This is a genomic window from Bacillus smithii, assembly GCF_001050115.1.
GTDB classification, from domain to species: Bacteria; Bacillota; Bacilli; order Bacillales; family DSM-4216; genus Bacillus_O; species Bacillus_O smithii.
The window spans coordinates 1997457-2023192 of record NZ_CP012024.1 but is presented as its reverse complement, the minus strand read 5'-3'; the positions used below and the strand labels follow the sequence as shown (position 1 = coordinate 2023192).

Sequence of the window (25736 nt, the reverse complement as noted above, 5' to 3'; positions counted from 1 at the left end):
TGAACGAAGAGCCGCCATGCAAAGTGCAATGGCCGACATTTTTTATGAATATTGGCTGCTGATTTTTTCAAGATTCTTGTTATAATGGTATTCGGAATAAACAATCGCTTGCGGTGTCGCTGGAAGAGTGTGTCTTTCGTTCGGTTCGAGACCACTTCTTTCGAAAAGCAAAAAAGTATTGGAGGTTTCGAATGGAGAGCAAAATTGAGGTTCTGCAGACAGTGATGATTAATTATCATCCCGATTTGTACAAAATTGTCGATGCTTTGAATCGAACATTAAAGCGAAAAGATTTAATGTTCGGATTGGCGTTGGATCCAAACGATCCGAAAAAAGCTGTTTTTACAATATATCGTACCTGAATGAAGTGATACTATGAAAAAAGTTATGATGATAATCGCAATTATAGCGGTGGTGGTTTTAGCCTTTTCCACCTATATTTATGCAAGTGCTAAAAAGCCTTATCAAAAAGCGGAAGAAGAAGCGTTGAAAGTAGCCAAAGACCACGGAATCATTTCGACTGTGGATAAATTTTATTTATACAACAGTAAGAAAACGTATTATGTGCTGATCGGCGAAAATAAAAAGCATGAAAAAATGGTAGCTTGGATTCCGAAACAGCGAAAAGATAAAATCCTATATGACAAATATTCGAATGGGATTTCCGAACAAAAAGCGATAGATAAACTATATCAAGATGAGAAACCGGCAAAACTTTTATCCGTGCATCTCGGCATGGAAGAAGTCGGACCGGTATGGGAAATGGCTTATTTGGATAAAGAAGGGGACTTAAATTATTACTATGTCCTTTTCAAAAACGGCAAATGGTGGAAGAAAATGACCAATATTTAAGGCGGTGCCTGACCCCCTTTACGCTTTAAAGCGTGAAGGGGGTCAGGCACCATTGATTGACTGAAGTGGGAAATGTATAATAGAGAGCGAATGGATTTGAACGTTGTGGTACTGCTTGGAGGGAATGTATACATGAAAAGTACAATTTCAGAAGTGAGTCAATATATTGGCCAAGAAGTAACCATTGGTGCTTGGCTATCAAATAAACGTTCCAGCGGAAAGATTGCTTTTTTGCAATTGCGTGATGGAACGGGATTTATTCAAGGAGTCGTAGTGAAAAACGAAGTGGAGGAAGAAGTCTTTCAAAAAGCGAAATCTTTATCACAGGAAACGTCGCTTTACGTAACAGGAATTGTTCGAGAAGACGCCCGGTCTCCATTTGGTTATGAGTTACAAGTGAAAGACATTCAAGTGATCCATGAGGCAGTCGATTATCCGATCACCCCTAAAGAACATGGAACAGAATTTTTAATGGATCACCGCCATTTATGGCTCCGGTCGCGGAAACAACATGCCGTTATGAAAATCCGTAACGAGATTATTCGAGCTACATACGAATTTTTTAATCAGAAAGGTTTTGTGAAGATTGATCCGCCGATCTTGACAGGAAGTGCACCGGAAGGAACAACGGAGCTTTTCCATACAAAATATTTTGACGAAGACGCCTATCTGTCTCAAAGCGGCCAACTTTATATGGAAGCAGCCGCGATGGCTTTTGGAAAAGTATTTTCTTTTGGTCCTACGTTCCGGGCTGAAAAATCGAAAACACGCCGCCATCTTATTGAGTTTTGGATGATTGAACCGGAAATGGCCTTTTATGAGCATGAAGACAGTTTGAAATTGCAAGAACAATATGTATCCTATATCGTTCAATCCGTGCTGAAAAATTGTCAATTGGAATTAGGACGTTTAGAAAGAGATACGAGCAAACTGGAAAAAGTGCAAGCGCCTTTCCCACGCATTACATACGATGAAGCGATAGAACTTCTTCATGAAAAAGGATTTCAAGACATTGAATGGGGAGAAGATTTTGGGGCACCCCATGAAACCGCTATTGCCGAGCACTTTGAAAAACCAGTCTTTATCACTCATTATCCGGCTAAAATAAAACCTTTCTATATGCAGCCTGACCCTAACCGACCCGAAGTAGTTCTGTGCGCTGATTTAATCGCACCGGAAGGATACGGTGAAATTATTGGCGGATCAGAAAGAATTCATGATTATGATCTGTTAAAGAAACGCCTCGAAGAATATCACTTGTCGCTTGATGCTTATCAATGGTATTTGGACTTGAGAAAATACGGTTCTGTCCCTCATTCAGGGTTCGGTCTAGGATTGGAAAGAACAGTTGCGTGGATTAGCGGAGTGGAACATGTACGTGAAACGATTCCGTTCCCACGCTTGCTGAATCGTTTGTATCCTTAATGAACAAAAAGATCATCCATCTTAAAATATCAGTCTGAATGAAAGAGAAGGCTGTCAGCATTTCTTTATTTTCCATTGAAGAAATGGGAGTTTTAGAAATGCTGACTGTGATGAGAAACCACATTTTCATTTTATGATGATGTGGTTTTTTCATTTGTGATTTTCAGGTGAGCAGACCTACATATATAGCCAGCACGCGGATGAAGAGAAGAAAGCGATCGAATGGAAAAACGTTTTACATTATGACATCATGCTAGGGGGATTTACATTCTCTTTCTGCTATCCCCATGCTATACTATTGATTGAGGTGTCCGAAATGGATCAAAAAGAGCTGATGAAATTTTGGTTGGAAGAAGGAACGGTGAATGTTTCCAAGTTGCTTCTTACCCATTATACGAGATTGAATTTGACGGAAACAGAATTGGTGTTGCTTTTGCAGTTAAACCGTTTCATAGAAAAAGGAATCCACTTTCCTACGCCGGAAGAAATTTCGGATACAATGACCATTTCTGCAGCAGAATGCGCACGTATACTGCGAAAACTTGTTCAAATGCAATATATTGCCATTGAAGAAGGAGAAAAGCCCGGCTACGAAAGGTATTCTTTGCAGCCGCTTTGGGAAAAATTTTTGGATGTCCTATTGATGGAAAAAAGAAAAGAAGAGCTTCAAAAAACATGGGATCATGAGCAAGATTTGTACTCTTGCTTTGAGCAGGAATTCGGCAGACCCCTTTCGCCGTTAGAGTGTGAAACACTTGCGATTTGGATCGATCAAGACGGCCATACTCCCGTCATGATTAAAGCGGCTCTTCGAGAAGCGGTCATATCAGGGAAATTGAATTTCCGCTATATTGATCGAATTTTGTTTGAATGGAAAAAACAAGGAATACAATCCATCGATCAAGCAAGAGAATACAGCCAGCGTTTTCGACAAGGAAAACAACAAACCACTCAACCTAAAAAATCCCATAAAGCTGTTCCTTTTTATAATTGGCTGGAGAAATAAACATGTTTTTTCATCATTGCCCATTTTCAAAACGGTTAAAAAGAGAGCGTAAAGGACAGGACCGTAAAAGTATTTTTGTTCGGCATCCGTACAATCTTACGGACAATGGGTCAGTCTATTTTTAGAGAGAAAGGCGGTGACGATGATGTTGACAAAATCGCAAATTCGCTACTGTTTAGACGTAATAGCCAAAATGTTTCCCAATGCGAAAGGGGAACTGAATCACCGAAATCCATTCGAGCTGCTGATCGCTGTAGTGCTGTCTGCCCAGAGCACCGATGCGCATGTTAATAAAGTCACAAAATCATTATTTCAAAAATATAAAAGACCGGAAGACTATGTTCGTGTTCCGTTAGAGGAGCTGGAACAAGATATTAGATCCATCGGGCTTTATCGCACTAAGGCAAAAAACATTCAAAAATTGTGCAAAATACTTATCGAGAAACATCAAGGGCAAGTACCGGAAACGAAAGAGGAACTGATGAAATTGCCCGGAGTTGGAAGGAAAACCGCGAATGTCGTCGTTTCGATTGCTTTCGGACAGCCGGCCATAGCGGTGGATACTCATGTGGAAAGAGTGAGCAAGCGATTAGGAATTTGCCGCTGGAAAGATAGTGTGTGGGAAGTGGAACAAACTCTTATGAAGAAGGTTCCGAAAGAGGAATGGTCCATCACTCATCATCGGCTTATTTTTTTTGGACGGTATCACTGCAAAGCGCAATCGCCGAAATGCGAAGAATGCCCGTTATTGTCTTTGTGCCGTGAAGGAAAAAAAAGAATGAAGGGGAAGAAAGGGCTTGAAGAAGCAAAGAGAACTACCGAAGGAGCTTGAGGACGATTTTTTCTTTTTGCGCTCAAAACCGTTCGATGAAAATCAAGCACCGTTATCAGCAGCAGAACTGGAGAAATTTCCTTATTTTCTTTTTGAGTTGTCTTTTTATTGGAATAGTCCAATAGAAGAGTACCCTTGGGAAAATCCAGAAAAATCGATTCCGATTTTATTGAACAAATGGGAAAAAATTCGAGAAGGGTTAGAAAGAAAATTCTCCAAAAGAGAAAAAGTACTTAAAAGCGAGATGAGGGCAGGAATAGCGTTGTTTTTTATGTTGATGTTTTGGAGCAATTCTGCGCCGGTCGAACTTAGCAATTGGAAAGAGAAAATGGATGGATTTTATGCTAAACCCGTAAATGGAGCTGAACGGCTTCAATTTATTATGGAAAGGCCAAATAGTTATCCTGCTTTCAGGCAATTGGATGAACTGTTTACAGAACAGTATAAGCAATATGCTAAAATGGCTACTATTCAAAAACGGAAACAAAAAGAAGCAAAGTAAAAGGACTACTCCTTCGTTTTCACAGTATCTTGGAAGACGTAAGATCATTGTGAAAAGCAAGAAGGGGTAGTCCTTTTTTTGTCATTTCTCTTGAAAATCAAATTTTAAAGACCAAGAGGAAAAATCCCCTTGGTCATGGATGCAGGTCTATTATTCGTTAGGCGGAACGCTGTTGGTCGAAGCCGAACCCTTCGTTGATTGTCCTGAAACGGGTTGTTGTTTATTTTGATTGGACGGTGTAGATGGCTGATTCGGTTGACTTGGCTGTGTATGGTTATTGCTTCCATTACCGCCGCTTTGGTTTCCATTTCCTGTGTTGTTACTTGGTTGCTCTGGATTTTGGTTATTGCTATTGCCATTATTGCCGTTGCTGTTGTCATTATTATTGTTACCGCCGTTCATGCCGTTATTACTGTTTTCATTTCCGTTATTGTTGTCGGTTGGGTTCTCATTTGGATTCGTCGTTCCTTGGCCTTGATTATTGCCTTGTGATTGATCCGAATTTTCTTCACCTGGAACATTTACGCTCGTAGAAGCAGGTGCACTGCGTTTGCCATCTACAATGGCCACCACTGAAAATGAATAAGTTGAACCAGGTTGGACGCCGGAAATCACGATGGACGTACCATTCGTCGTTTGAGTCGTAGTGCCTTGGCTTGAAGAGGCAGTCACTTCAAACGAGGCCGGTTGATCGTAATTCCATGATAACGTGATGCTTTGTGTTAACGGATCGTACTGTCCGCTTAAACCAGATGGTGCAGAAACGGTTTGTTCCTCCTCTTTCTTATCGTCTTTCTTTTCTTGGTTATTGTCCTCTGAAGAATCATCAGAGTATTGGGTCGGTTCTTCTCCGCGGACAAATAATTCGTAATCAACCTTATCCCTCGGCACGCTTTTGCTGGCTATCCGTGGCGGATCGGATCCTGCTACAATCGGCAATTCGACAACGCTTTTCGGTTTTTTAAAGTCTTTTGTTTCCGTATTGGAGGAAACATGCGCCATCACGTTTTTAAACATTTTCTGAGCAATTTTGGATTCTTCAGGAGTTAAATAGTTTTTATTCGGTTCAGGATAGCCGGTCCAAACGGCCATTGAATATTTTGTAGTGTAGCCAACAAACCACGAATCTTTGTTGGCATAATCAGGAATACCATACTTTTGCCGCGTTTCTTCATCATAGTTGGTCGTTCCGGTTTTTCCTGCTAAAGGAAGTCCAGGTATATTCGCCGTTTGTCCTGTACCGGATTTGACGACGTCTTTCAACATATCCGTCACCATATAGGCGGTGTAGTCTTTCATGGCAATTTGCGGGTCAATCTGATTTTTGATTTCCGTTTCGCCATCGCGCAGCACAATTTTCTTAATACAATGCGGTTTATGGTAAATACCGTTATCACCAAACGCCGCGTATGCACCTGCCATTTGGAGCGGTGAAGGACCTTGATCCATTCCGCCGATGGCGTATGACTCATACATATGGTCGAAATGAATTCCCAAGTTGGAAAGGAATTCGCTTGCTTTATCAGGACCGACGGCTTGGAATGTTTTTAAAGCCGGAATATTGTAAGACCATTGCAGCGCTTTTCGAATCGATACTTGGCCTTTATAGGTGCCGTTGGCATTGCGAATCGGTTGTCCGTTTGAGTAGCTGTAAGGCTCATCGGTCAGCTGGTGGTAGGTGGACCATTTCAAGTATTCAATCGCAGGACCGTAATCGATGAGAGGCTTAATCGTAGAACCTGGCTGTCTGTGGGCATCGACAGCATAGTTATAGCCTCTTCTTACTTTTTGATTTCTTCCGCCTCCGATTGCACGAATTTCACCAGTTTTCGTATCTAAAAGAACGAGCCCGGCTTGAAACTTGTCATCCGGATATTGAATGACATCATTGGTGTTCATCATATTTTCTACATAGCTTTGGGCATCCGGATCCAAAGTGGTGTAAATTTTCAATCCATCGGAATAAGCGTTGTAACCGCCCATGTTTTTCACTCCATCCACGACAAGGTCGATAAAAGCACCATACTTGTTATCCGCCGTATCGACTTTTCGTTTGGATGGAGGGACAAGATAATGAGTGACATGATCCGCTTCCGCTTGACGCATTTGCTGTTCAGTAATTTTCCCGTGTTGTTTCATCAATGATAAAACGATATCCTTTCGTTTTTCTGCTTGTTCCGGATGTTCAAACGGATTGTAATTATTCGGGCTTTGTGGCATACCGGCCAGCATGGCTGCTTCCGTCAGATTCAATTGATTCAGATCTTTATTAAAGTAATGCTTTGCCGCTGCTTTAATTCCGAATATGCCATCAGACATATAAATTTTATTGACGTACATTTCAAAGATTTGTGCTTTTGTATATTTACGTTCTAGCTGATATGCCAGCCACCATTCTTGTACTTTTCGTTTAATCGTTTTTTCATGAGTCAAAAATGAGTTTTTGACTACTTGCTGAGTGATGGTGCTTCCGCCTTGGGAACCATAACCGTTTGTCACATTGCTGATAATGGCTTTAATGGTTCGAATAATATCGATCCCGTGATGTTGGTAGAAACGGGCATCTTCGGTGGCAATGATCGCATCTCTCACTGGTTTGGGGACCTCGTCATATTTGACATAGTCCCGATTTTCGGATCCCACCGAGGTAATATAGTGTCCATCCTTGTCGTAAATTTTGGAAGGAATGGGGTCCTTTAGCATCGATTCATTTAATTTAGGCGCGTCTTTAATGAAGTAGGCGAACGTTCCAATCCCGCCCACCAACATGACGAGACCGACAATCACCAATGATAACAGGATACGTTTGGCCAAAGAACCGCCATTTCGCTTCTTTTTTGGTTTTTTGCTTTGCTGTCTTCGTCGTTCTGTGCGTGATTTATATTGGTCAGCCATAAGCTTACTCCTCACTTTCAAAAATAAAAACCTAATCGCTTTCTACTTTGATATCATTATGGGTTTTTTGGCAGAAATTAAAAATAAGAATGGTAAAGAATGTCTACCACTTCCAAATAATCAATGCGAGGTTGATACTTAATCGGAATAGTTTTCCCATAATTTTCAATTTCTTCTTTTTTGATGGATTTCCTTCCCCCGTTTTTCATCCGTTCCCAAAATCGAAAAAGATGTTGGCTCGGAAGCAAGAACACTTCATCCGTTGTGGTGAAACGGATAATAACGAAGGAGATGCCTTTTTGTTGTTCCACTTGCATCATGTGGCGGATTTGATGTTCGTGAAAATTTTGCAGTGGAAAAGAGTGCAAGTTTTTCGTTTCTTTGGCTTCAAAGTCAATATATCTCCCCTTGTATACTCCGTTATAGTCTGTAGTGGATGGCTGTTTGAAATAAGCCTCTTTGATCACAGCGGCACTCCTTGCCGGATAATCTACTTGAACAATTTGAATAGGTGTCGGCTTTTTATGAATGACAGCATGTCCAATTTCTAAATAATACTGATTGGTCAAATTGAGATCTTCTTCGAGAGTCATTCCTCGATTGCCGTATCGTATCGGTTTTGAATGGCCTTTTTTCGCTATTTGTTGTTGAGAAGGATTGTATTTTTTTCCATTTGGATAATGAAACTCCACGATCAACACCTCGCAGACTACTACATATCATATCAGAAACCGAGCCGAAATGGGGGAATAAAAATCTGAAATTGTCGCTATCATAAGCTTATATATGGAAAAGAGGCGAGATATATGAACAAAACCTTATTTTTTCGTTGTATTTTTTCCAAAATCGTTGGTGCTGACCGTTTTTCCTCAATGGAAGACGTTATTTTAAAGGCAGTTTGGCGCCATAACATGGATAATATCAGCAGAACGAGCGCTTATTTTCATTTTTACCGCCATCACCCAGAGATAAAATGGGCTTTTTTGGCGTCGATGGTATCCAGAAATGCTGGATATAATATGTGTGATTTAAAAAGTCCACAATTGATCACGTTATTAGAAGAAGAAACTAGGGACCATATGTTTTTAGCTTATGAAAGAGCCAATTGGCTGATTTTTCGTGATGCGTATCCGCAATTGCTTCTATATCATTTCTCCAAATTAGAAAATCTCCCTCTTTTTCGAAGTTTAGATCGCTGGGGCGTTTCCCAATTTATGATTGAAGAATGGGAGCGCTTTTGGGTGGAAAAAGACGGAGATCGGCTGCTGAAAGCACTTATCATCAATGAACAAAACGTTATTCAAGAACCGATATTAAAACATCCTCTGTACAAAAAGAAAGTTTTTCGTTCATTGCTGTTTTGGGTGGAGGAATGTTTGCATTTCAGCACGGTTTTATTTCCGACGATCAATGGAAATTTATACGGTTCCAGCGTGACCTCGTTTCGCAACGTGGATGCGCGAATCGATTTAGGAAAGCGGTTGGCTCATATCTTGTTTCATACGGATCTTTATCCTCATTTTTTGTTATTTGCTCGAAAGGTGGAGCATACTGGTTCGCGGAAAGATTACGAGCGTTTTATGAAAAAGCCGTTTTATAGCCAGACGCCCATGCTTCGATGGGCATTTCCGATCGTGGAACATCATATACATACAAGGAGAGACTGGTCGCAAGAAGCGGTCATCAAAGATGAATGGTTTATGGATTCCGAACCTGGAAAACCCGTCCATTTAACAGAATGGTTTGTTCAAAAGCAGATTCAACTCCAATGGGCAAGCTTGATGAAAAAGATATAAAAAGAATCCAAAAAAGCAAGGAATTCCTTGCTTTTTCGGTCTTGAATGAATGATGGACTACGTTGATGGGCGGTTAGGTCCCGAGAGTTTTTTGTCACCATAGGCGGATTTTGTCTCAGAACGAGTACCTTGGTTTTTCGGCTTTTGTTCTTTTTTCTCAGCTATATTGTACACCTCCCGTCCTATTGTTAGCTTTTCGGAAAGGAAAAATACGGTGAAAGAAGGAAAAGAATAGCCCATTCTGTTAAAAAAATTCTTTCTTTGCCGAATGGCATCTAGTTTTGTCAAGAAGGCAGGGAATGGCAAAAAAATCAAGAATATGGGTAATACCTTGAAGGAAAGGAGAGGAAATTCTATGATACAAAGAGAAGAAATTTTAAAGTTGTTTGAGCAAATAGAAGAGAAAGTCGAAGATATGGATGATCTTTTGACGGTCAGTATTCATCAGGAGAAAGAAGCGGGATTTCAATCGATTGAAAAGCAAAAAAAATGGCTTATGGACCAATTGGCAGATATTGAAGCAAATGTGGAATACATTTCCTATACACAAATGAACCCTTCATCTGTTAGAAAACTTGCGTTGTGAAGAACAGTTTCGTTATAGTTTTTTTAGTAGCTTATAGATGATAAATAAGCTGCTTTTTTTATTCTTGTCAGCGGGAATGTCAAAGTCTTTCATATTGATTCGCCAAAAGCCGTTTTCATTATATTTTCGATATTTGGACCATCCTTTTATCTTGCGTCTTTCATTCTTTCCTTTTGTACGTATCCGCTTTGCACGAAACTTTTATTCAGTGCTTGAAACGGCAGCCCCATTGATTAAAGATGATTTGGTTAGATCTTGTTTTATGATTAAAGGGGGGATGTATATGGCTGGACAATCAAATTTATGGATATTAACTAGCGAACTGTTAAAGCTTGTTCAGCAGGCGGATGAAGTGTATGAAACCGTTCGATCAACGGGGAAAGAAATGGATTTTTATACGGAAGTGAAGCCTTTTGCAGATAAAATGAAATCGTTAAGTGATGAATGGGAAGCGGAAGCAAAAAAGTGGCTTATGAGTCAAAAACCGAAGTACATCCATAAACAACAAATAACCGCGACATTAGAAAATTTGCAAATCATCGCTGTACAAGCCTTTTTTCCAAAAACTAGCTACAGTCGTTTTAAGCAAACCGTTCATACAGTGGAGTATGTTTTAAATGAAGTAAAACGGAATGTTCATGATGGAGAATCCTCAAAAAATGTGATTAATGACAATGAATCGTAAAACTTCATTTTTCAATCATCAGACAAGGAATAGAATCATATGGGCGGAATATTTTCGTAAGGGCGCATAAAGGGAGATTTAAGGCGGAAACAAAAAAGAGGCGGATTTTAAAAGGGACGGACTAACCTTTTAAAATCCGCTTCTTTATTGAGATTATAAAGCAGAAGTTGTATTCTTCCATAACGATTGTTCCAAGACAATGGGACTGATTGCTCCGGCGGTTTCTAAATCACGAACAACGTCTCTGTAGTCTCTGAGAGGCAGCTCATTCAACAAATACAAATTTCTGGCAAAATCAAGAAGCTGATTAAAATCTCGCGGCGGGTAAGATTTTTTTTCCAGAAATTTTTCTTTTAACTCGTGAATGGTCATTTTATCAACCCCCTCTTTTTTTGTTCTATGTTAACATAAATAGCCACTTATTTGGACACATTTTTGTAAAAAATAGATATACAAATATCGACATTATCGGAAAATTATGAATTCACTTTTCAACTTTTGCCACATAAAATAAATCAACAGAAATAGAGAAAGGAGAAAACATGATGCGGAGGCAAACGACTAGCGGTTATCCGTATTTGGCTCATTATCAAGCTGATCCAGGCCAACCTTATGAAATTTTACCTCATGGCCAGTCTGGTCCCATTTTTCATCATTATGCTCACTACCCTTATCAAGCTTATGATCCTTTAAATGCGGAAAATGCCGGGAGTTCTTTCGTTTATCCCGCAATCCCGAATCAGCCCCCGGCAACAACGAACAGCAGCGACTTATTTGAAAATCCGCTGCATCCTAAGAAACATACTGTCCCCACACAAATAAACTATTTGCATCCATACCCGAAAGGCAACTTAATGAAACCGCCATCAGGCGGATTTCACACGATCATGAATTCTTTCAAAAATCAGGATGGCACCTTGGATATGAACAAAATGATTAACACTGCCGGTCAGATGATGGCGGTAATGAATCAATTTTCGAGTGTGGTAAAAGGGTTTGGCAGCGTATTTAAACAATCATAGGATTCAACCCAGGAAATGAAAGAACCCGCCGTTTTGGAAGGCGGGTTTTCATACGTGGTTTGCAAAAAAATCATGTCAATCGGATAGTTCAATTATTTTCCCTTTCTTTTTCGGTAAAATCAATGTTAGCAGGCCGTCTTTGTACTTCGCTTTTGCCATTTTTTCATTAACCAGTGCAGGGAGAGGAATCGTTCTTGATTGTCTCCTAAAAGAAGTTTGCTCTTGCACGATTTGCCGCTTCTCATTTTCCTCCAGTACATACTCTCGCTCAGAAACGGTAATAGTGACAAATTGAGCATTGATTTCTATTCCAATTTGTTCTTTTGATACACCGGGCAGTTTAGCCAATATCCAGTATTCATTTTCTTTTTCTCTCATTTCCACCGGAAAAGAGCCGGCAAAAAATTCATCGATGTGCTTTAAGAAATTTTTCATCGGCCGCTCAGGAAAAATGCCGTTCATGGATTTCATCCAGTCGTCAAACGTATTGTGCTTTTTCGGTTTCTCTGGAAGATGGCTGTCCATCGCCATTTTCTATTCTCCTTTCTTCAATCGGTTCTCTTCATTTACAATATGCCAAAATATTGGAGAGGTGACTGCCGTTTGCGGGTGTTATATGGTGCAACTTTTTTCTTTTAAAGAGAACGTTTATTCGGTACAATAGGCAGTATTGAGGTGAACGATGAAATGGAAAAGAAAAAAACGATACAAGAAGCGATTGAGTGGCTGAAAACGGATGAATCCATCAAGGATCAGATTGTTCATTGGCATACCATTCCCGAAAAAGAAGCGAAAACAGCTCCCTTTCCAAAAACGCTTCATCCTTTATTGAAAGAAGGGCTTCAAAAACGGGGGATCGATCGTCTTTATACTCACCAGCTTGCAGCTTATGAGAAAGCTAGAAATGGTGAGAGTTTTGTCGTAGTGACCCCCACTGCTTCGGGAAAAACATTGTGCTACAACTTACCTGTTCTTGAATCCATTTTGTCCGATTCTTCATCAAGAGCCCTTTATTTATTTCCGACAAAGGCGTTGTCACAAGATCAGAAAAGCGAATTAAACGAAATGATAATGGAAATTGGGGCTGATATTAATAGTTATACATATGACGGTGATACTCCGTCGGGAATCCGGCAAAAAATCCGAAAAGCCGGACATATTGTCATTACCAATCCGGACATGCTGCATTCCGGGATTTTGCCCCATCATACAAAATGGGTTTCCTTATTTGAAAATTTAAAGTTTGTCATTATTGATGAATTGCATATATATCGTGGAGTATTTGGCAGCCACGTGGCCAATGTCATTCGGCGTTTGAAGCGAATTTGCCGATTTTACGGAAGCGATCCAGTGTTTATTTGCACGTCAGCGACGATTGCGAATCCAAAGGAGTTAGCGCAAGCGATTTGCGAAACGCCTATGGCTTTGATCGACAATAATGGCGCTCCAAGCGGGAAAAAGCATTTTGTATTCTATAACCCGCCGGTCGTCAACAAGCCGCTGAACATTCGCAGAAGCGCGCTTTTTGAAGTTCGGAAAATAGCCGGCGAACTGTTGAAAAACAAAATTCAAACCATCGTATTCGCTAGAAGCCGAGTCCGGGTGGAACTGCTTCTTTCCTATTTGCAGGAACTAGTCCAGCATGAATTAGGTCCTAAGTCCATCCGTGGTTATCGTGGCGGCTATTTGCCATCGGAACGGCGAGAAATCGAAGAAGGTTTAAGAAAAGGAGATATTTACGGAGTAGTCAGTACGAATGCTCTGGAATTGGGCGTGGATATTGGTCAATTGCAGGCGTGTGTGATGACGGGTTATCCAGGTTCGGTATCCAGTGTTTGGCAGCAAGCGGGCAGAGCCGGCAGAAGACAAGGAGAATCTTTAGTGATCATGGTGGCTACTTCCAGCCCTCTCGATCAATATATTGTCAATCACCCGGATTACTTTTTGGACAAAAAACCGGAAACAGTACGGATTAATCCAGACAATTTAATCATCTTAGTAGACCATATAAAATGTGCTGCATATGAACTTCCTTTTCAAAAAGGAGAAACGTTTGGAAATGCAGAAGTGGAAGAGATTTTGGAGTTTTTGACAGAGGAAAGAATTCTTCATTATAAAGGCGAACGTTGGTATTGGATGAACGACTCGTTCCCGGCTCATAATATCAGCTTGCGGTCTGCTTCTCAAGAGAATGTCGTGATTATTGATACGACGGAAACAGCCAATGTCAAAGTGATTGGGGAAATGGACCGCTTTAGCGCCATGACACTTCTTCATGAAGAAGCGATTTATCTTCATCAGGGAATTCAATATCAAGTTGAAAAATTGGATTGGGATGAAAAAAAAGCGTATGTAAGAGAAGTGGATGTAGATTATTATACGGATGCCAACCTCGCGATTCAGCTCCAAGTGTTGGAAATTGACAAACAGCGGGGAAATGAACAGGCGCTAATCTCTTTTGGTGATGTAGGAATCCATATTCTTCCGACTATTTTCAAAAAAATAAAACTAGATACCCATGAAAATATTGGTTCAGGACCTATTCATCTTCCGGAAGAGGAAATTCATACGAGTGCCGCTTGGATTTCTTTGCAGCAAGATTTAAAAACTTTTTCCGAAGAACATTTAGAAGAGGGATTGATTGGCGCTGCGCATAGTTTAAAAGCCGTTATTCCGTTGCATATTCTATGCGATCCCTCGGACATTCATATAGCGCCTCAAGTAAAAGCAAATTACAATGGAAAACCGACGATCTTTATTTATGACCATTATCCGGGAGGCATTGGATTAAGCACGGAAGTGTATAACCGAATGAAAGAAATGATTTTCAGCGCAAAAGAGTTGGTTGAGAGTTGTCCTTGCGAGAACGGCTGTCCGTCCTGTATTGGAACGGATGTCGCTTCAAAGCACGGCAAAGATCATACAATACGGCTGCTAGATCTTTTCGCTAAAGCGGTCAATGAACCGATGGAGTGAGGAACATGTCGTTATCGAGTAAACTGCAACGAATGAAATCCCATTTAGTACGAGACAAAGAAGTGGTCCGATTAGATCAAAACCCGCCAAAAACGGAACAGGAAGAAGAGAAAGAGATTCCTTACCTCGATGAATGGCGAGCAGCTGGAGCTGAGCCCTATTTTTTTGACCATCAATACTGTTTGATTCGCCGATCGTTTTACAGCCTCGATCATCGCCATGGCAAGTACAGTTTCCGTGAGCTGATCGAAGCTGTCCGGCATTGGAACCAGTGGGATGGTGACCATCCTTTATCAGCCAAGGGACTATCTCATGATGAGCTGTTTTTCTTTGACACGGAAACCACGGGGCTGGGACACGGTGCGGGCAATACGATCTTTTTATTGGGCCATGCCCGTGTATTGGACCATCAAGTGGAAGTTGTTCAGCATATTTTGCCTGAACCGGGTTATGAAATTGCACTTTATCAAAGTTTTTTGGAAAATATCGATTACCAAAAATTGGTTACTTACAATGGGAAAGCGTTTGACTGGCCACAGGTGAAAACACGACATACTTTAATCCGCGAGCATGTTCCAAAGCTGCCGGAATTCGGTCATTTTGATTTATTCCATGCTGCACGGAGAATGTGGAAAGAGAAACTCGAGTCCGTTAAACTGTCCAATGTGGAAAAGAGCATTTTAGGAATTGAACGGAAGGATGACGTTCCCGGCTATTTGGCTCCGATGATTTATTTTGATTATGTAGAAAGAAAAAAGCCGGATGGAATGATAGGCATTTTAAAGCATAATGAGCATGATATACTTAGCCTCATTTCGTTATACATCCATTTAACCTATCAAATTCTGGGTCTTGTCGATCAAACAGAAAATGAAAAATACCAAGTGGCAAAATGGTTCCACTATATTGGCGAAAATAAACAGGCAATGCGATCTTTAGAAGACTTGGTGGAAGAAAAAAAGACAGATAGCAGCGTTGATTTTCGGGCAAAGCAGCTTCTGGCAAAAGAATACAAAAAGGGAAAACAGTATGAGAAAGCTGTACCGCTATGGCTTGAAATAGCGGAAAAAGGGCCTATCGCCATGAAAAAAGAAGCCCTCATTGAGCTTAGCAAGTATTATGAACATAAAGAAAAAAATTTGGAGGCTGCCTATACCTTTGCGGAAAAAGCACTCGACCACTATAAGCGATGGCATGGAAGAACGAGAAAAGAACAAACGGAGACAAATGACCTATATAAAAGATTGGAACGGATCCGGCGCAAATTATTGAAGAATCAAGAATGGACAAGGTAATTTCCCGGGCAATCGCAAAATTCGACAAATGGTCATTTTTTCATTTGAGGATTGGTACAGATGATTATAAAATATAGACAGAACGAACTAAACACAGGGGTGATTGAAAGTGTATCGGGCATTGCTGGTTTTATTTTTTGTGTTTATTCTCGTCATGAGTGTGATGATGATTCATTTAAAAGATACTTTCTATTCTTTCCTGTAAATTAGGTTTTTGCATTAATACATGTTTCTCTTTTTTCTCATAGGCTATTCATATAAAAACCTGGAGAGAAAAGAGAAAAAACATGTATTGCAGACCAAAAGTATTACCGCCGATTATTCATCCGACAATTAATCGCGAAAATCATCTGATTCATCATTATGTAGTACCACACATCCATCCAAGTCATACAACCACTTTTAATCACCATGTTTTTCAGCATCAGCGCTATTTTCCATATACAGAACCGACAGTGAATGATGCGCTTCACCAAGATTTGGTGGGATTCGGGCCGGAGCCAAGGCCGCTATTTGGTCCTTAACGGTAAGTGCCTAATGATACACTTTTTTCGAGTATTGCCTTATTTTGCGGTTTATGAGAAAAATTAGCTTCTTTTAAGGGAAAGTGAGCGGCAAAACCAGGAAGGGTCTGGCCCCTTATGCGAAAGGGGACGGACCTTGTTTTGAACTCAATGGGAGGGATTGATACGAAGGTAGCTGCTGTATCAGGATATAAGCCGATAGAATTAGGTATTTTTCATCATGATGCCAAAGCGATTGATTACATAAAAAAAGGCATTCAAAAAGAAATTCAAGAATTATTGGAAGAAGGTCTTGAATGGGTCCTGATTAGCGGTCAATTGGGAGTTGAGTGCTGGACAGCGGATGTGGTATTGAACATGCGGATAGAACATCCTGATTTAAAGCTGGCTGTATTAACTCCTTTTTTAGATCAGGAGAAAAATTGGAATGAAGCGAACCAAGAGATGTATTATGACATTCTGAACAACGCAGATTTTGTGGATTCCATTTCTAAACAGCCTTATACCGGTCCCTGGCAATTTCAAAATAAAAACAAGCTCTTTCTTCAAAAAAGCGATTGTCTAGTCCTTTTATATGATGAAGAAAAGGAAGGATCGCCAAAGTACCTTTATCAACAAGCTAAAAAATACCAAGAAATCAATCCGTATTATAGAATTAAGCAAATCACTTTTTTTGATTTGCAGAACATTGTAGAAGAAGAACAATGGGAAAATCATGATTGGTAGGTTCATAATTGACAAAAGTCCATATATTTGAAAAAATAAAGTGTACTCTCCATACTGGATGGTCGAGTCCTGCTGGAGAAAGCGGACCTTTTGAAAATAGAGGTGATGGCTTTTATGTTATCTAATAAAGTAAAGTTAACGGCGAAAGATATTTTAGAAAAAGAATTTAAGACAAGCATGCGGGGATATAATCAAGAAGAAGTTGACCAATTTTTGGATCTTGTCATTAAAGATTACGAAACTTTTCACCAAGCCATTGAAGAATTGCAAAAAGAAAACTTAAGATTGAAAATGAAGCTTGAAAAAGCGTCTAAAGTGGAGTCTCCATCCATGTCACGGCTTCAAACGCAGCCGGCCAGCCAGCCGCAGCCAGCTGTCACCAATTATGACATTTTAAAAAGACTTTCCAATTTAGAAAAACATGTATTCGGCGATAAGCTTTATGAAGATTAACCTTTTTCGTCATGAATAAAGAAAATGACGTTGAATTTTTGCGCTGTTTCTTTTATAATAGTTCAAGCCAAAAGGATAATAACGTTCAGGTAATCGCTGCCGCCTTAAAGGCTGCAGAGGAAAGTCCATGCTCACACGGTGCTGAGATGCCCGTAGTGTTCGTGCCTGGCGAAACCATAAGCCAGGGCAGCTCGGCATTTGCTGGGCTGACGGCAGGGAAAATACCTAAGTCCCTTAAAGGGATATGGTATGATTACCTTGAAAGTGCCACAGTGACGCAGCTTTGCGAGAAATCGCAAAGGTGGAACGAGGTAAACCCCGCGAGTGAGCAACCCAAATTATGGTAGGGGCGCCTTCTCGAAGGAAATGAACGGAGAGAAGGGCAAGCAAGATGTTCTTGCTTGCAGATAGATGATTACCGCCTGAGTACGAGACTATCCCAGTCGCTTGCAGTACGAAGGAACAGAACATGGCTTACAGAACGTTATTATCGGGAATAGGATGTATAAAAAGCTCTCCTTTTGGGGGAGCTTTTATTATGGGTTTAAGAAGGAGTCCCATTTGTTCTACATACGGTTATCAATGAAAAATGAATAGGTGATGAAATGTCAACATATACCATTATTGCGACTACTGCAATGGGACTGGAAGCCATTGCGGCGAAGGAAATCAGAAACTTGGGATACGAATGCAAAACCGAAAACGGAAGAGTCCTGTTTCAAGGTGATGAAAAAGCCATTGCCCGTGCCAATCTTTGGTTGAGAACGGCGGACCGGATCAAAATTCGCGTCGGCCATTTTAAGGCATTCACATTCGATGAACTTTTTGAACAAACAAAAGCGTTGCCTTGGGAACAATTTTTGCCCGTAGATGCTGAATTTCCCGTTCAAGGCAAATCCGTTAAATCCAAGCTGTACAGCGTTCCGGACTGCCAAGCGATCGTCAAAAAAGCGATTGTCGAACGTCTAAAAAAAGCGTATCATCACCCTTCATGGCTGGAAGAAAACGGAGCTTTGTTCAAAATTGAAGTGGCCATCCATAAAGACGAAGTGGAACTGTTGCTAGACACATCGGGCAGCGGACTGCACAAGAGAGGCTACCGTGCTGGACAGGGAGAAGCGCCGTTAAAAGAAACACTGGCAGCGGCTTTAGTATTGCTTACGAATTGGACGCCGGACCGTCCGTTTATCGACCCTTTTTGTGGCTCGGGAACCATTCCGATTGAAGCGGCATTAATTGGTCAAAATATTGCTCCTGGATTCAATCGCAGTTTTGTTTCTGAAACATGGCCTTGGATGGATACCGCTATTTGGGACGATGCTCGCACTGAAGTGGAAGATCTTGCCGAATACGACCGAGAATTGGATATTATGGGGACGGATATCGATCATCGGATGATCGACATTTCCAAACAGAACGCTTACGAAGCTGGCCTAGGCGAAATGATTCAGTTTAAGCAAATGCAGGTAAAAGATCTTCATACCACAAAACAATACGGAGTGATCGTCGGGAATCCTCCGTATGGAGAGCGGTTAGGAGAAAAAGCGGAAGTAGAGGCTATGTATCGGGAAATGGGGAGGACTTTTGCAAAATTAGAGACTTGGTCGATTTATATTTTGACTTCCCATCGGCAATTTGAAACATTTTATGGAAAACCGGCAACGAAAAAAAGAAAGTTGTTTAACGGATTTATCAGAACGGATTTTTATCAATACTGGGGGCCGAAACCACCAAAAGACATGAGATCATATTGATTGGCGGGGGTCTTCCCCGCAGTTTAATATTTGTGCAGAAAGCTCCGGTATCGAATAGACTGTATCGGATTGTTCGATTAAATAGCGAGTGGTCGGTTTATCTATAGAAAGCAAATATACTTTTCGAAATCTTCGCAATTAGACCGTTTTTAAAAGCCCGCCGATATTTTTTGGAAAATGTGGTAAAATGGGTTCATACGGAGAAAAGGGGGGACCTATATGAATCCAATGACGAAAGAAATTGAAAACGATTTTTTGCAATATATCCAAAAAATGACCTCTTTTCAAGAGGCTTTAAATCTTCTTTATTGGGATATGCGGACAGGTGCGCCTAAAAAAGGAATTCAGCAGCGTGCCAATGTGGTGGGGGTATTGTCTTCTGAATTGTTTCAAATGTCTGTCTCCGACGAAATGGCATCTTTTATTGCCAGTTTATCCCCTCATGAAGAAAAGCTTTCGCCGACAGTTGCAAAAATACTAGAAGAATGCAAAAAGGAATATCATCGCAATAAAAAAATTCCGACTCAAGAATATAAAGAGTACATAATATTGCAGTCAAAAGCGGAGAATGCATGGGAACAAGCAAAAGAAGAAAGTCGTTTTGAAATGTTTAGACCTTATTTAGAAAAAATCGTTGAGTATAAGAAGAGATTTATTGAATATTGGGGCTATGAAGGCCATCCATACAATGCATTGCTTGATTTGTACGAACCAGGAGTGACAGTGGATGTTTTAGATCCTGTTTTTAAAAAGGTCCGGACATTTCTGGTAGATTTTGTTTCAAAAATTGAGAAGTCGCCTCATAAACCAAAAACCGATTTTTTATTTGAATATTTTCCAAAAGAAAATCAGCGCTTATTTAGCTTACAGATATTAAAGAAAATGGGGTATGATTTAGAAGCCGGCCGATTGGACGAAACGATTCATCCTTTTGAAATAGCCTTAAATCCGGGTGATGTTCGAGTAACGACTCACTATAATGAACAAGACTTCCGGGTCGCCATATTCGGTACGATCCATGAAGGAGGTCATGCCATTTATGAACAAAATATCCGCCATGATTTGATCGGAACACCTCTCTGTGCCGGCACGTCAATGGGCATTCACGAATCACAATCATTGTTTTATGAAAATTTTATCGGCCGACATCGTCATTTTTGGAAAAAGCATTTTGATCTCTTGAAGCGCTATTCCAATGGCCAGTTTGATACCGTTTCTACAGAAGAGTTTTATCGGGCGGTGAACGAAGTAAAGCCGGGATTGATTCGGATCGAAGCCGATGAATGTACTTATCTGCTCCATATCATTATTCGGTATGAAATAGAAAAAGCGCTTTTCCAAGATGAAATACAGGTGAAAGATTTACCGGAAATTTGGAATTTAAAATATAAAGAATACTTAGGCGTTTCTCCTCAAAACGATGGAGAAGGCGTGCTCCAAGATATCCACTGGGCAGGAGGAGATTTTGGTTATTTTCCTTCCTACGGTCTCGGACTTATGTATGCAGCCCAATTTTACTACAGTATGAAAAAGGATTTACCTGATTTGGAGGGGCTTCTGGAAACAGGCCAATTGCTTAAGATCAAAGAATGGCTCAATCAAAATGTCCACCAATACGGAAAATTAAAAAAACCGCTCGAAATTTTAATGGATGCGACAGGAGAAGAATTAAATCCGGAATATTTCATCCGTTACATCCGCAATAAATATACGGACATTTACCGGTTATAGCTCACCGGAAAACCGTCTGATGTTTGATTTTCTTTGAAAAAGGCATGATCTCATTTTTTAGAAGTTTATGGTTATATAGTGGATCATCCGATCAAAAAGCGTTTCATGTTTCTTGAGGAGAAAAAAGTTTCTCCTCTTTTTCTAGCTTATGGCTTTGGTGTGATACCGTTATCGTTAAATAGTAGGGGCTTGTATGAAAGCATTTTTTTAATTGTTGGGCGTAAACCATAGGTAACGTAATAGCATCGCTGCGAATCTTTCCGAAAGTATAAAAAAACAGAAAAATAAAGAATGTTCAGAATTAAGAGGAATATATCGTGGAAAGATTTATTCAAACAAAATAATGTTCGTATTCTCTATTGAAATCACTTACTAATTTGCTATAATGTTAGTAAAATTTCAAAATGCATTCACTCATATAATGGCAAGAATATGGCTTGCCAGTCTCTACCGGACTGCCGTAAACAGTCTGACTATGAGTGAGCAATGAGGCGGACCGATTTGATTTGATCTGTCCTGTTTTTCCTTGTCCCTTTAAAAGCTCAAAGGGCATTGCTTCACTCATGTTTGGGGAATGCAATGACCTGCGGGCTTTTTTCTTTTCTGCGGGTCAAAAGAAAAGGAGGACTATGATGAAGCATTTGGAAGAAAAAATTTTAAAGGAAGGTTTGGTTTTATCTGATCAGGTGCTGAAAGTCGATTCCTTCCTGAACCATCAAATCGATCCTTTCCTTGTCAAGGAAATGGGGGAAGAGTTTGCGAAAAGATTTCAAAACGAGTCCATTACAAAGGTGCTGACATTGGAATCAAGCGGTATTGCTCCGGCGGTCATGACGGCTCTTGAACTGAAAGTGCCGGCTATTTTCGCTCGCAAAAACAAATCTTTGACTTTGTCGGAAAATGTTTATTTATCAGAGGTGTACTCTTTTACAAAACGTGAGAAGAGCACCATCTATGTATCGAAAAAATATTTAAACGAAAGCGATCGTGTCCTGATTATCGACGATTTTTTGGCAAACGGACAAGCAGCTTGCGCCTTATTGGATATCTTAAAACAAGCAGGTGCACACCTCGTTGGAATAGGCATCGTGATTGAAAAGGCCTTTCAAAATGGCGGTTCCCTTCTTCGTAAGCAAAATATTCGAGTGGAGTCGCTGGTCCGAATTCAGTCATTGGAAAACGGTAAAGTACGATTCCATGAGGAGGCATTGCTATGAAAAACCGATGGATCCAAACGGCTTCGTTAGGGCTGCAGCATGTTTTGGCCATGTATGCTGGGGCGGTGATTGTTCCTTTAATTACAGGCAGTGCGTTGAAAATGACCAGCGAACAATTAACCTATCTAGTATCGATTGATATTTTTATGTGCGGGATAGCGACCTTCTTGCAAGTATGGAAAGGAAAATGGTTTGGAATCGGTTTGCCGATTGTGTTGGGATGTACATTTACGGCTGTTGCTCCGATGATCGCCATCGGACAGTCGTACGGCTTGCCGGGTGTTTATGGAGCCATTTTGGCTTCAGGGATTTTTGTCGTGCTGATTGCGCCTGTTTTCAGCAGACTTGTCCCATTTTTCCCGCCGATCGTAACGGGCTCTGTTGTTACGATTATTGGTCTTACACTAATACCTGTTGCCATGAAAAATATGGCCGGAGGAGAAGGAAGCCCCGATTTCGGTTCTCCTGCCAATATTGCCCTTTCTTTTGGAACATTAATTGTCATTATCGTACTTTATCGTTTTTTCACAGGTTTTATTCGATCCATTTCTGTTCTTCTTGGGTTATTGGCTGGTACAATGGCGGCAGCAATGATGGGAAAAGTGGATTTTTCACCCGTTTCGGAAGCATCCTGGTTCCATATGATTAAGCCGTTTGTATTGGGTGTGCCAGCTTTTCATTGGACTTCCATTTTGACCATGATTTTTGTGGCGATTGTGAGTCTTGTTGAGTCAACCGGCGTCTATTTTGCGGCGGCAGATATTTGTGAAAAGAAAGTAAATGAAGATGATCTCAAAAAAGGATATCGTTCTGAAGGGATTGCCAGTATTTTAGGATCTCTCTTTAATTCTTTTCCGTACACGGCTTTTTCGCAAAATATCGGACTTATCCAACTATCCGGCGTCAAATCAAGATCTGTTATATTCGTAACGGCGTTCATTTTAATGCTTCTTGGATTGATTCCAAAGATAGGAGCTTTTACAACGATCATCCCGTCCTCTGTTTTAGGCGGGGCAATGGTGGCAATGTTTGGCATGGTCATAGCTCAAGGAATTAAAATGCTAAGCAAAGTCGATTTTACATCGCAAGAAAATTTATTGATTATGGCTTGTTCCATTGGGATGGGACTTGGAGTGACAGTGGTGCCGGATTTATTTGGCCAATTACCGAAAGCTCTGCAAATATTAACAGGAAATGGAATTGTGGCTGGAAGTGTGACAGCCATTGTTTTGAATATCGTGTTTCATATGATTGGCAAAAGAACAGATAAAAGCACAGCTGTGATTCAACAGAAAATTTCATAAAAATATTCAAAAATTTAGCTGGAAAAAATAAATGAAAGGCAAGGGACTCGATTCCTTGCTTTTTTATTTGGCCCTTCATACCAAATCCGGGGGTATGCTGGGCCAGTGTTGTTTGCGGTGAAACTTTTGTTCTATTCACAGGATGCCCGGACAGATTGTCTTGATTTTTGGAATCATAACTGTCAATCGGAAGGAAAAACTATTATTACTACAAAACAGGAGAGGATTCCGATGGGAATGATTGTAGCGGCGGGGCATGCCAATCCTGACTATTGTGCCTCCCAAGAGGAAGTACAAGCATTGGTAAAACAGATTTTTTCCGGTTATCCCCCTGTGGACAGGATGCTGAAAGTGTTTCAAAATGCCGAAATTGAGACTCGTTATTTTGTGAAGCCCATAGAGTGGTATCAAACATTTCATGATATGGAAGAGCGTAATCGGCTGTTTGTTGAAGAAGCAGTGCGGTTAAGGAAAGAGGCCATTCAAAATTGCCTGGACAAACAACCGCTCCATTATGAAGATATTGAGGCGATTTTTACCGTTTGCACGACGGGACTCTCCACCCCCAGCCTGGAAGCGAGAATTATGAATATACTTCCGTTCTCTTCGTCTGTGAAACGAATTCCTATATGGGGATTAGGATGCGCAGGCGGAGCATCGGGGCTGGCTCGGGCGTTTGAGTATTGCAAAGCCTTTCCAAAGGCAAATGTGCTCGTTTTGGCAGTTGAGTTATGCAGTTTGACGTTTCAATTAGATGACCGATCTAAAAGCAATTTGATCGGTACTTCTTTATTCGGTGACGGAGCGGCGTGTATGCTCGTTTGCGGCGTGGAGAGTCCAGTAGTGAAAGCGAAACAGACTCTCCCACATATTTTTGCAGCCAAAAGTGTGCTAAAAAAAGACGCACTTGATGTCATGGGATGGGATATACGCAATAACGGTCTGTATGTTATTTTTTCAAAGGATATCCCGACCCTAGTGGCAAATTGGCTTAAACCAGTTGTAGAAGATTTTTTGGCTGAGCAAAAACTTTCTTGGAACGAAATATCCCATTTTATCGCCCATCCTGGAGGGAAAAAGGTCATTCAAGCCTATGAAGAAGCTTTTGGCATTCATCGCGAAATGACAGCAGATGCTGCTTTCATTTTGAGAAAATACGGAAATATGTCTTCCCCCACCATTTTTTATGTGTTGGAACGAGTGCTGAAAAAATCGATCCGCAGCGACGAAATCGGACTTGCCTGTGCCCTTGGGCCGGGATTCAGCACAGAACTTTTGCTCATGAGGTGGACATAATGCTGTTTTTTTTCGTATTAAGTTGGTTAGTATTGCAACGGTTGATCGAACTGAGAATAGCGAAAAGGAACGAAAAACGGCTGATCGATAAAGGAGCAGTGGAATTCGGCTCTGGTCATTATCCTTGGATGGTCCTCCTGCACTGTGCTTTTTTTTCTATCCCTTTTAGCTGAAGTTCAAGGTTTTGGCAAAACACCTCATCGTTATTGGATTTTTTTATTGTTACTGTTTTTTTGCCTTCAAATGGCAAGGATATGGATTATCACTTCGTTAGGCCCTTATTGGAATACAAAAATTATCGTGCTTAAAGGAGCGGAAGCGATTAAAAAAGGACCTTACCGATGGATTAGACATCCTAATTATTGGCTTGTCACACTCGAATTGATCTTAATCCCGCTTCTGTTCCAAGCGTATATCACCTTGTTCTTATTTTTTCTCCTCAATCAATCGATGCTCCGCATTCGCATCCGAACGGAAGAAAAAGCTCTTTTAGCCTACACAAATTATCAAGACTTGCTGGAGCGCCAGCTTTGGCCAAAGCGAAAACGAAATGTACGTGAAAAATGACATTGAAAATGATTCTCGTTTATGCTATAGTCTAATTACTAATGAAAATGATTATCATGTGCATGAAAAGAGAGGAGCAAAGCCATGATCGCTATTTTCATCCTTTTAACGGTCGTTATTTGCGGATTAACATTAAAATACGTACTGAATCATGTTCTTCAGCCTGAAAGTCTGTCCTCTGCTTCTCGTCCATCTCAGCAAGAATCAAAAGACGATCCCGTTTATGTCCCAATACATTCCCACCGTTAAAGGCAAACAAAATGTTTGTCTTTTCTGTTGTTTGGAAATAAAA

The 25736-nt window shown here is 40.6% G+C and carries 26 protein-coding genes, 1 other RNA gene and 1 riboswitch; of the genes, 23 read left to right on the top strand and 4 right to left on the bottom strand.

Features of this window, described 5'->3' with window-relative positions; all coding sequences use genetic code 11:
- The first annotated feature begins 191 nt into the window (after positions 1-191).
- The 6 genes from BSM4216_RS16345 (at position 192) to BSM4216_RS09425 (ending at position 4617) form a co-directional block, all read left to right on the top strand.
- Entirely contained in the window at positions 192-362 is a 171-nt protein-coding gene (locus BSM4216_RS16345; RefSeq protein ID WP_003355111.1) for a YpmA family protein, read from the top strand.
- Between the two features lie 13 nt (positions 363-375).
- Positions 376-852, top strand: a complete 477-nt coding sequence (locus tag BSM4216_RS09445; protein ID WP_048623548.1) for a cell wall elongation regulator TseB-like domain-containing protein — start codon at positions 376-378, stop codon at positions 850-852.
- A 132-nt stretch (positions 853-984) separates the two neighbouring features.
- Positions 985-2277, top strand: a complete 1293-nt coding sequence (gene asnS, locus BSM4216_RS09440; protein ID WP_048623547.1) for an asparagine--tRNA ligase — start codon at positions 985-987, stop codon at positions 2275-2277.
- 316 nt (positions 2278-2593) lie between these two features.
- Positions 2594-3283 carry a DnaD domain-containing protein gene (locus BSM4216_RS09435; protein WP_048623546.1) on the top strand — a complete coding sequence of 230 codons (690 nt, stop codon included), beginning with the start codon at positions 2594-2596 and terminating at the stop codon, positions 3281-3283.
- Positions 3284-3428: 145 nt separating this feature from the next.
- Complete coding sequence (gene nth, locus BSM4216_RS09430) at positions 3429-4115, top strand: endonuclease III (protein WP_048623545.1); 687 nt, start codon at positions 3429-3431, stop codon at positions 4113-4115.
- Positions 4081-4617, top strand: a complete 537-nt coding sequence (locus BSM4216_RS09425) for a YpoC family protein (protein ID WP_048623544.1) — start codon at positions 4081-4083, stop codon at positions 4615-4617. The genes nth and BSM4216_RS09425 overlap by 35 nt, the downstream gene beginning before the upstream one ends.
- Before the next feature lie 150 nt (positions 4618-4767).
- On the opposite strand, the gene BSM4216_RS09420 is transcribed toward BSM4216_RS09425, so the two are convergent.
- Together BSM4216_RS09420 and recU are read right to left on the bottom strand one after the other, a co-directional pair.
- Entirely contained in the window at positions 4768-7512 is a 2745-nt protein-coding gene (locus BSM4216_RS09420; RefSeq protein ID WP_048623543.1) for a transglycosylase domain-containing protein, read from the bottom strand.
- 77 nt (positions 7513-7589) lie between these two features.
- Positions 7590-8204, bottom strand: coding sequence for a Holliday junction resolvase RecU (gene recU / locus BSM4216_RS09415; RefSeq protein WP_048623542.1), 615 nt, complete (start codon positions 8202-8204; stop codon positions 7590-7592).
- Positions 8205-8318: 114 nt separating this feature from the next.
- Here recU and BSM4216_RS09410 point away from each other — a divergent pair, with 114 nt between their 5' ends.
- The 3 genes from BSM4216_RS09410 to BSM4216_RS09395 all read left to right on the top strand — a co-directional run bounded on the left by BSM4216_RS09410 (position 8319) and on the right by BSM4216_RS09395 (position 10579).
- The gene (locus BSM4216_RS09410) at positions 8319-9308 is read left to right on the top strand and encodes a DUF2515 family protein (RefSeq protein WP_244878002.1); all 990 of its coding nucleotides are present in this window, start codon (positions 8319-8321) and stop codon (positions 9306-9308) included.
- A 355-nt stretch (positions 9309-9663) separates the two neighbouring features.
- Entirely contained in the window at positions 9664-9894 is a 231-nt protein-coding gene (locus tag BSM4216_RS09400) for a hypothetical protein (RefSeq protein ID WP_048623540.1), read from the top strand.
- Positions 9895-10177: 283 nt separating this feature from the next.
- Positions 10178-10579, top strand: a complete 402-nt coding sequence (locus tag BSM4216_RS09395; protein WP_082142380.1) for a YppE family protein — start codon at positions 10178-10180, stop codon at positions 10577-10579.
- A gap of 153 nt (positions 10580-10732) precedes the next feature.
- Here BSM4216_RS09395 and yppF read toward each other — a convergent pair whose 3' ends face one another.
- Positions 10733-10951, bottom strand: coding sequence for a YppF family protein (gene yppF, locus BSM4216_RS09390; protein ID WP_048623539.1), 219 nt, complete (start codon positions 10949-10951; stop codon positions 10733-10735).
- 173 nt (positions 10952-11124) lie between these two features.
- Here yppF and BSM4216_RS15915 point away from each other — a divergent pair, with 173 nt between their 5' ends.
- Positions 11125-11601, top strand: coding sequence for a YppG family protein (locus BSM4216_RS15915; RefSeq protein ID WP_053083248.1), 477 nt, complete (start codon positions 11125-11127; stop codon positions 11599-11601).
- A 75-nt stretch (positions 11602-11676) separates the two neighbouring features.
- On the opposite strand, the gene BSM4216_RS09380 is transcribed toward BSM4216_RS15915, so the two are convergent.
- Positions 11677-12132, bottom strand: coding sequence for an Hsp20/alpha crystallin family protein (locus BSM4216_RS09380; protein ID WP_082142301.1), 456 nt, complete (start codon positions 12130-12132; stop codon positions 11677-11679).
- 156 nt (positions 12133-12288) lie between these two features.
- On the opposite strand from BSM4216_RS09380, the gene BSM4216_RS09375 reads away from it, so the two are divergent.
- The 13 genes from BSM4216_RS09375 (at position 12289) to BSM4216_RS16745 (ending at position 25693) form a co-directional block, all read left to right on the top strand.
- Complete coding sequence (locus tag BSM4216_RS09375) at positions 12289-14577, top strand: DEAD/DEAH box helicase (RefSeq protein ID WP_048623538.1); 2289 nt, start codon at positions 12289-12291, stop codon at positions 14575-14577.
- Between the two features lie 5 nt (positions 14578-14582).
- Complete coding sequence (locus tag BSM4216_RS09370; RefSeq protein ID WP_048623537.1) at positions 14583-15872, top strand: ribonuclease H-like domain-containing protein; 1290 nt, start codon at positions 14583-14585, stop codon at positions 15870-15872.
- 287 nt (positions 15873-16159) lie between these two features.
- Entirely contained in the window at positions 16160-16396 is a 237-nt protein-coding gene (locus tag BSM4216_RS09365) for a CotD family spore coat protein (RefSeq protein WP_048623536.1), read from the top strand.
- Between the two features lie 150 nt (positions 16397-16546).
- Complete coding sequence (locus BSM4216_RS09360) at positions 16547-17122, top strand: SLOG family protein (protein WP_048624476.1); 576 nt, start codon at positions 16547-16549, stop codon at positions 17120-17122.
- 114 nt (positions 17123-17236) lie between these two features.
- Positions 17237-17575, top strand: a complete 339-nt coding sequence (gpsB, locus tag BSM4216_RS09355) for a cell division regulator GpsB (RefSeq protein ID WP_003355088.1) — start codon at positions 17237-17239, stop codon at positions 17573-17575.
- Positions 17576-17656: 81 nt separating this feature from the next.
- Positions 17657-18057, top strand: an RNA gene (rnpB, locus tag BSM4216_RS09350) — RNase P RNA component class B.
- A gap of 123 nt (positions 18058-18180) precedes the next feature.
- Positions 18181-19329: a THUMP domain-containing class I SAM-dependent RNA methyltransferase gene (locus tag BSM4216_RS09345; RefSeq protein ID WP_048623534.1), complete on the top strand. Its 1149-nt coding sequence runs from the start codon at positions 18181-18183 to the stop codon at positions 19327-19329.
- A gap of 219 nt (positions 19330-19548) precedes the next feature.
- On the top strand, positions 19549-21060 hold the full coding sequence (locus BSM4216_RS09340) for a carboxypeptidase M32 (RefSeq protein ID WP_048623533.1): 1512 nt from the start codon (positions 19549-19551) through the stop codon (positions 21058-21060).
- A gap of 394 nt (positions 21061-21454) precedes the next feature.
- Positions 21455-21556, top strand: a riboswitch (purine riboswitch).
- Between the two features lie 136 nt (positions 21557-21692).
- Positions 21693-22277 (top strand): xanthine phosphoribosyltransferase, encoded by a 585-nt coding sequence (locus tag BSM4216_RS09335; protein ID WP_048623532.1) that lies wholly within the window; start codon positions 21693-21695, stop codon positions 22275-22277.
- Positions 22274-23581, top strand: a complete 1308-nt coding sequence (locus tag BSM4216_RS09330; RefSeq protein ID WP_048623531.1) for a nucleobase:cation symporter-2 family protein — start codon at positions 22274-22276, stop codon at positions 23579-23581. Before BSM4216_RS09335 ends, BSM4216_RS09330 begins: the two co-directional genes overlap by 4 nt.
- A gap of 231 nt (positions 23582-23812) precedes the next feature.
- A complete protein-coding gene (locus BSM4216_RS09325; RefSeq protein ID WP_048623530.1) occupies positions 23813-24877 on the top strand; it encodes a type III polyketide synthase in 1065 nt (354 codons plus the stop codon).
- A 219-nt stretch (positions 24878-25096) separates the two neighbouring features.
- On the top strand, positions 25097-25444 hold the full coding sequence (locus BSM4216_RS17280) for an isoprenylcysteine carboxylmethyltransferase family protein (protein WP_307190433.1): 348 nt from the start codon (positions 25097-25099) through the stop codon (positions 25442-25444).
- Between the two features lie 84 nt (positions 25445-25528).
- A complete protein-coding gene (locus BSM4216_RS16745; RefSeq protein ID WP_156179243.1) occupies positions 25529-25693 on the top strand; it encodes a hypothetical protein in 165 nt (54 codons plus the stop codon).
- The last annotated feature ends 43 nt before the right edge of the window (positions 25694-25736 follow it).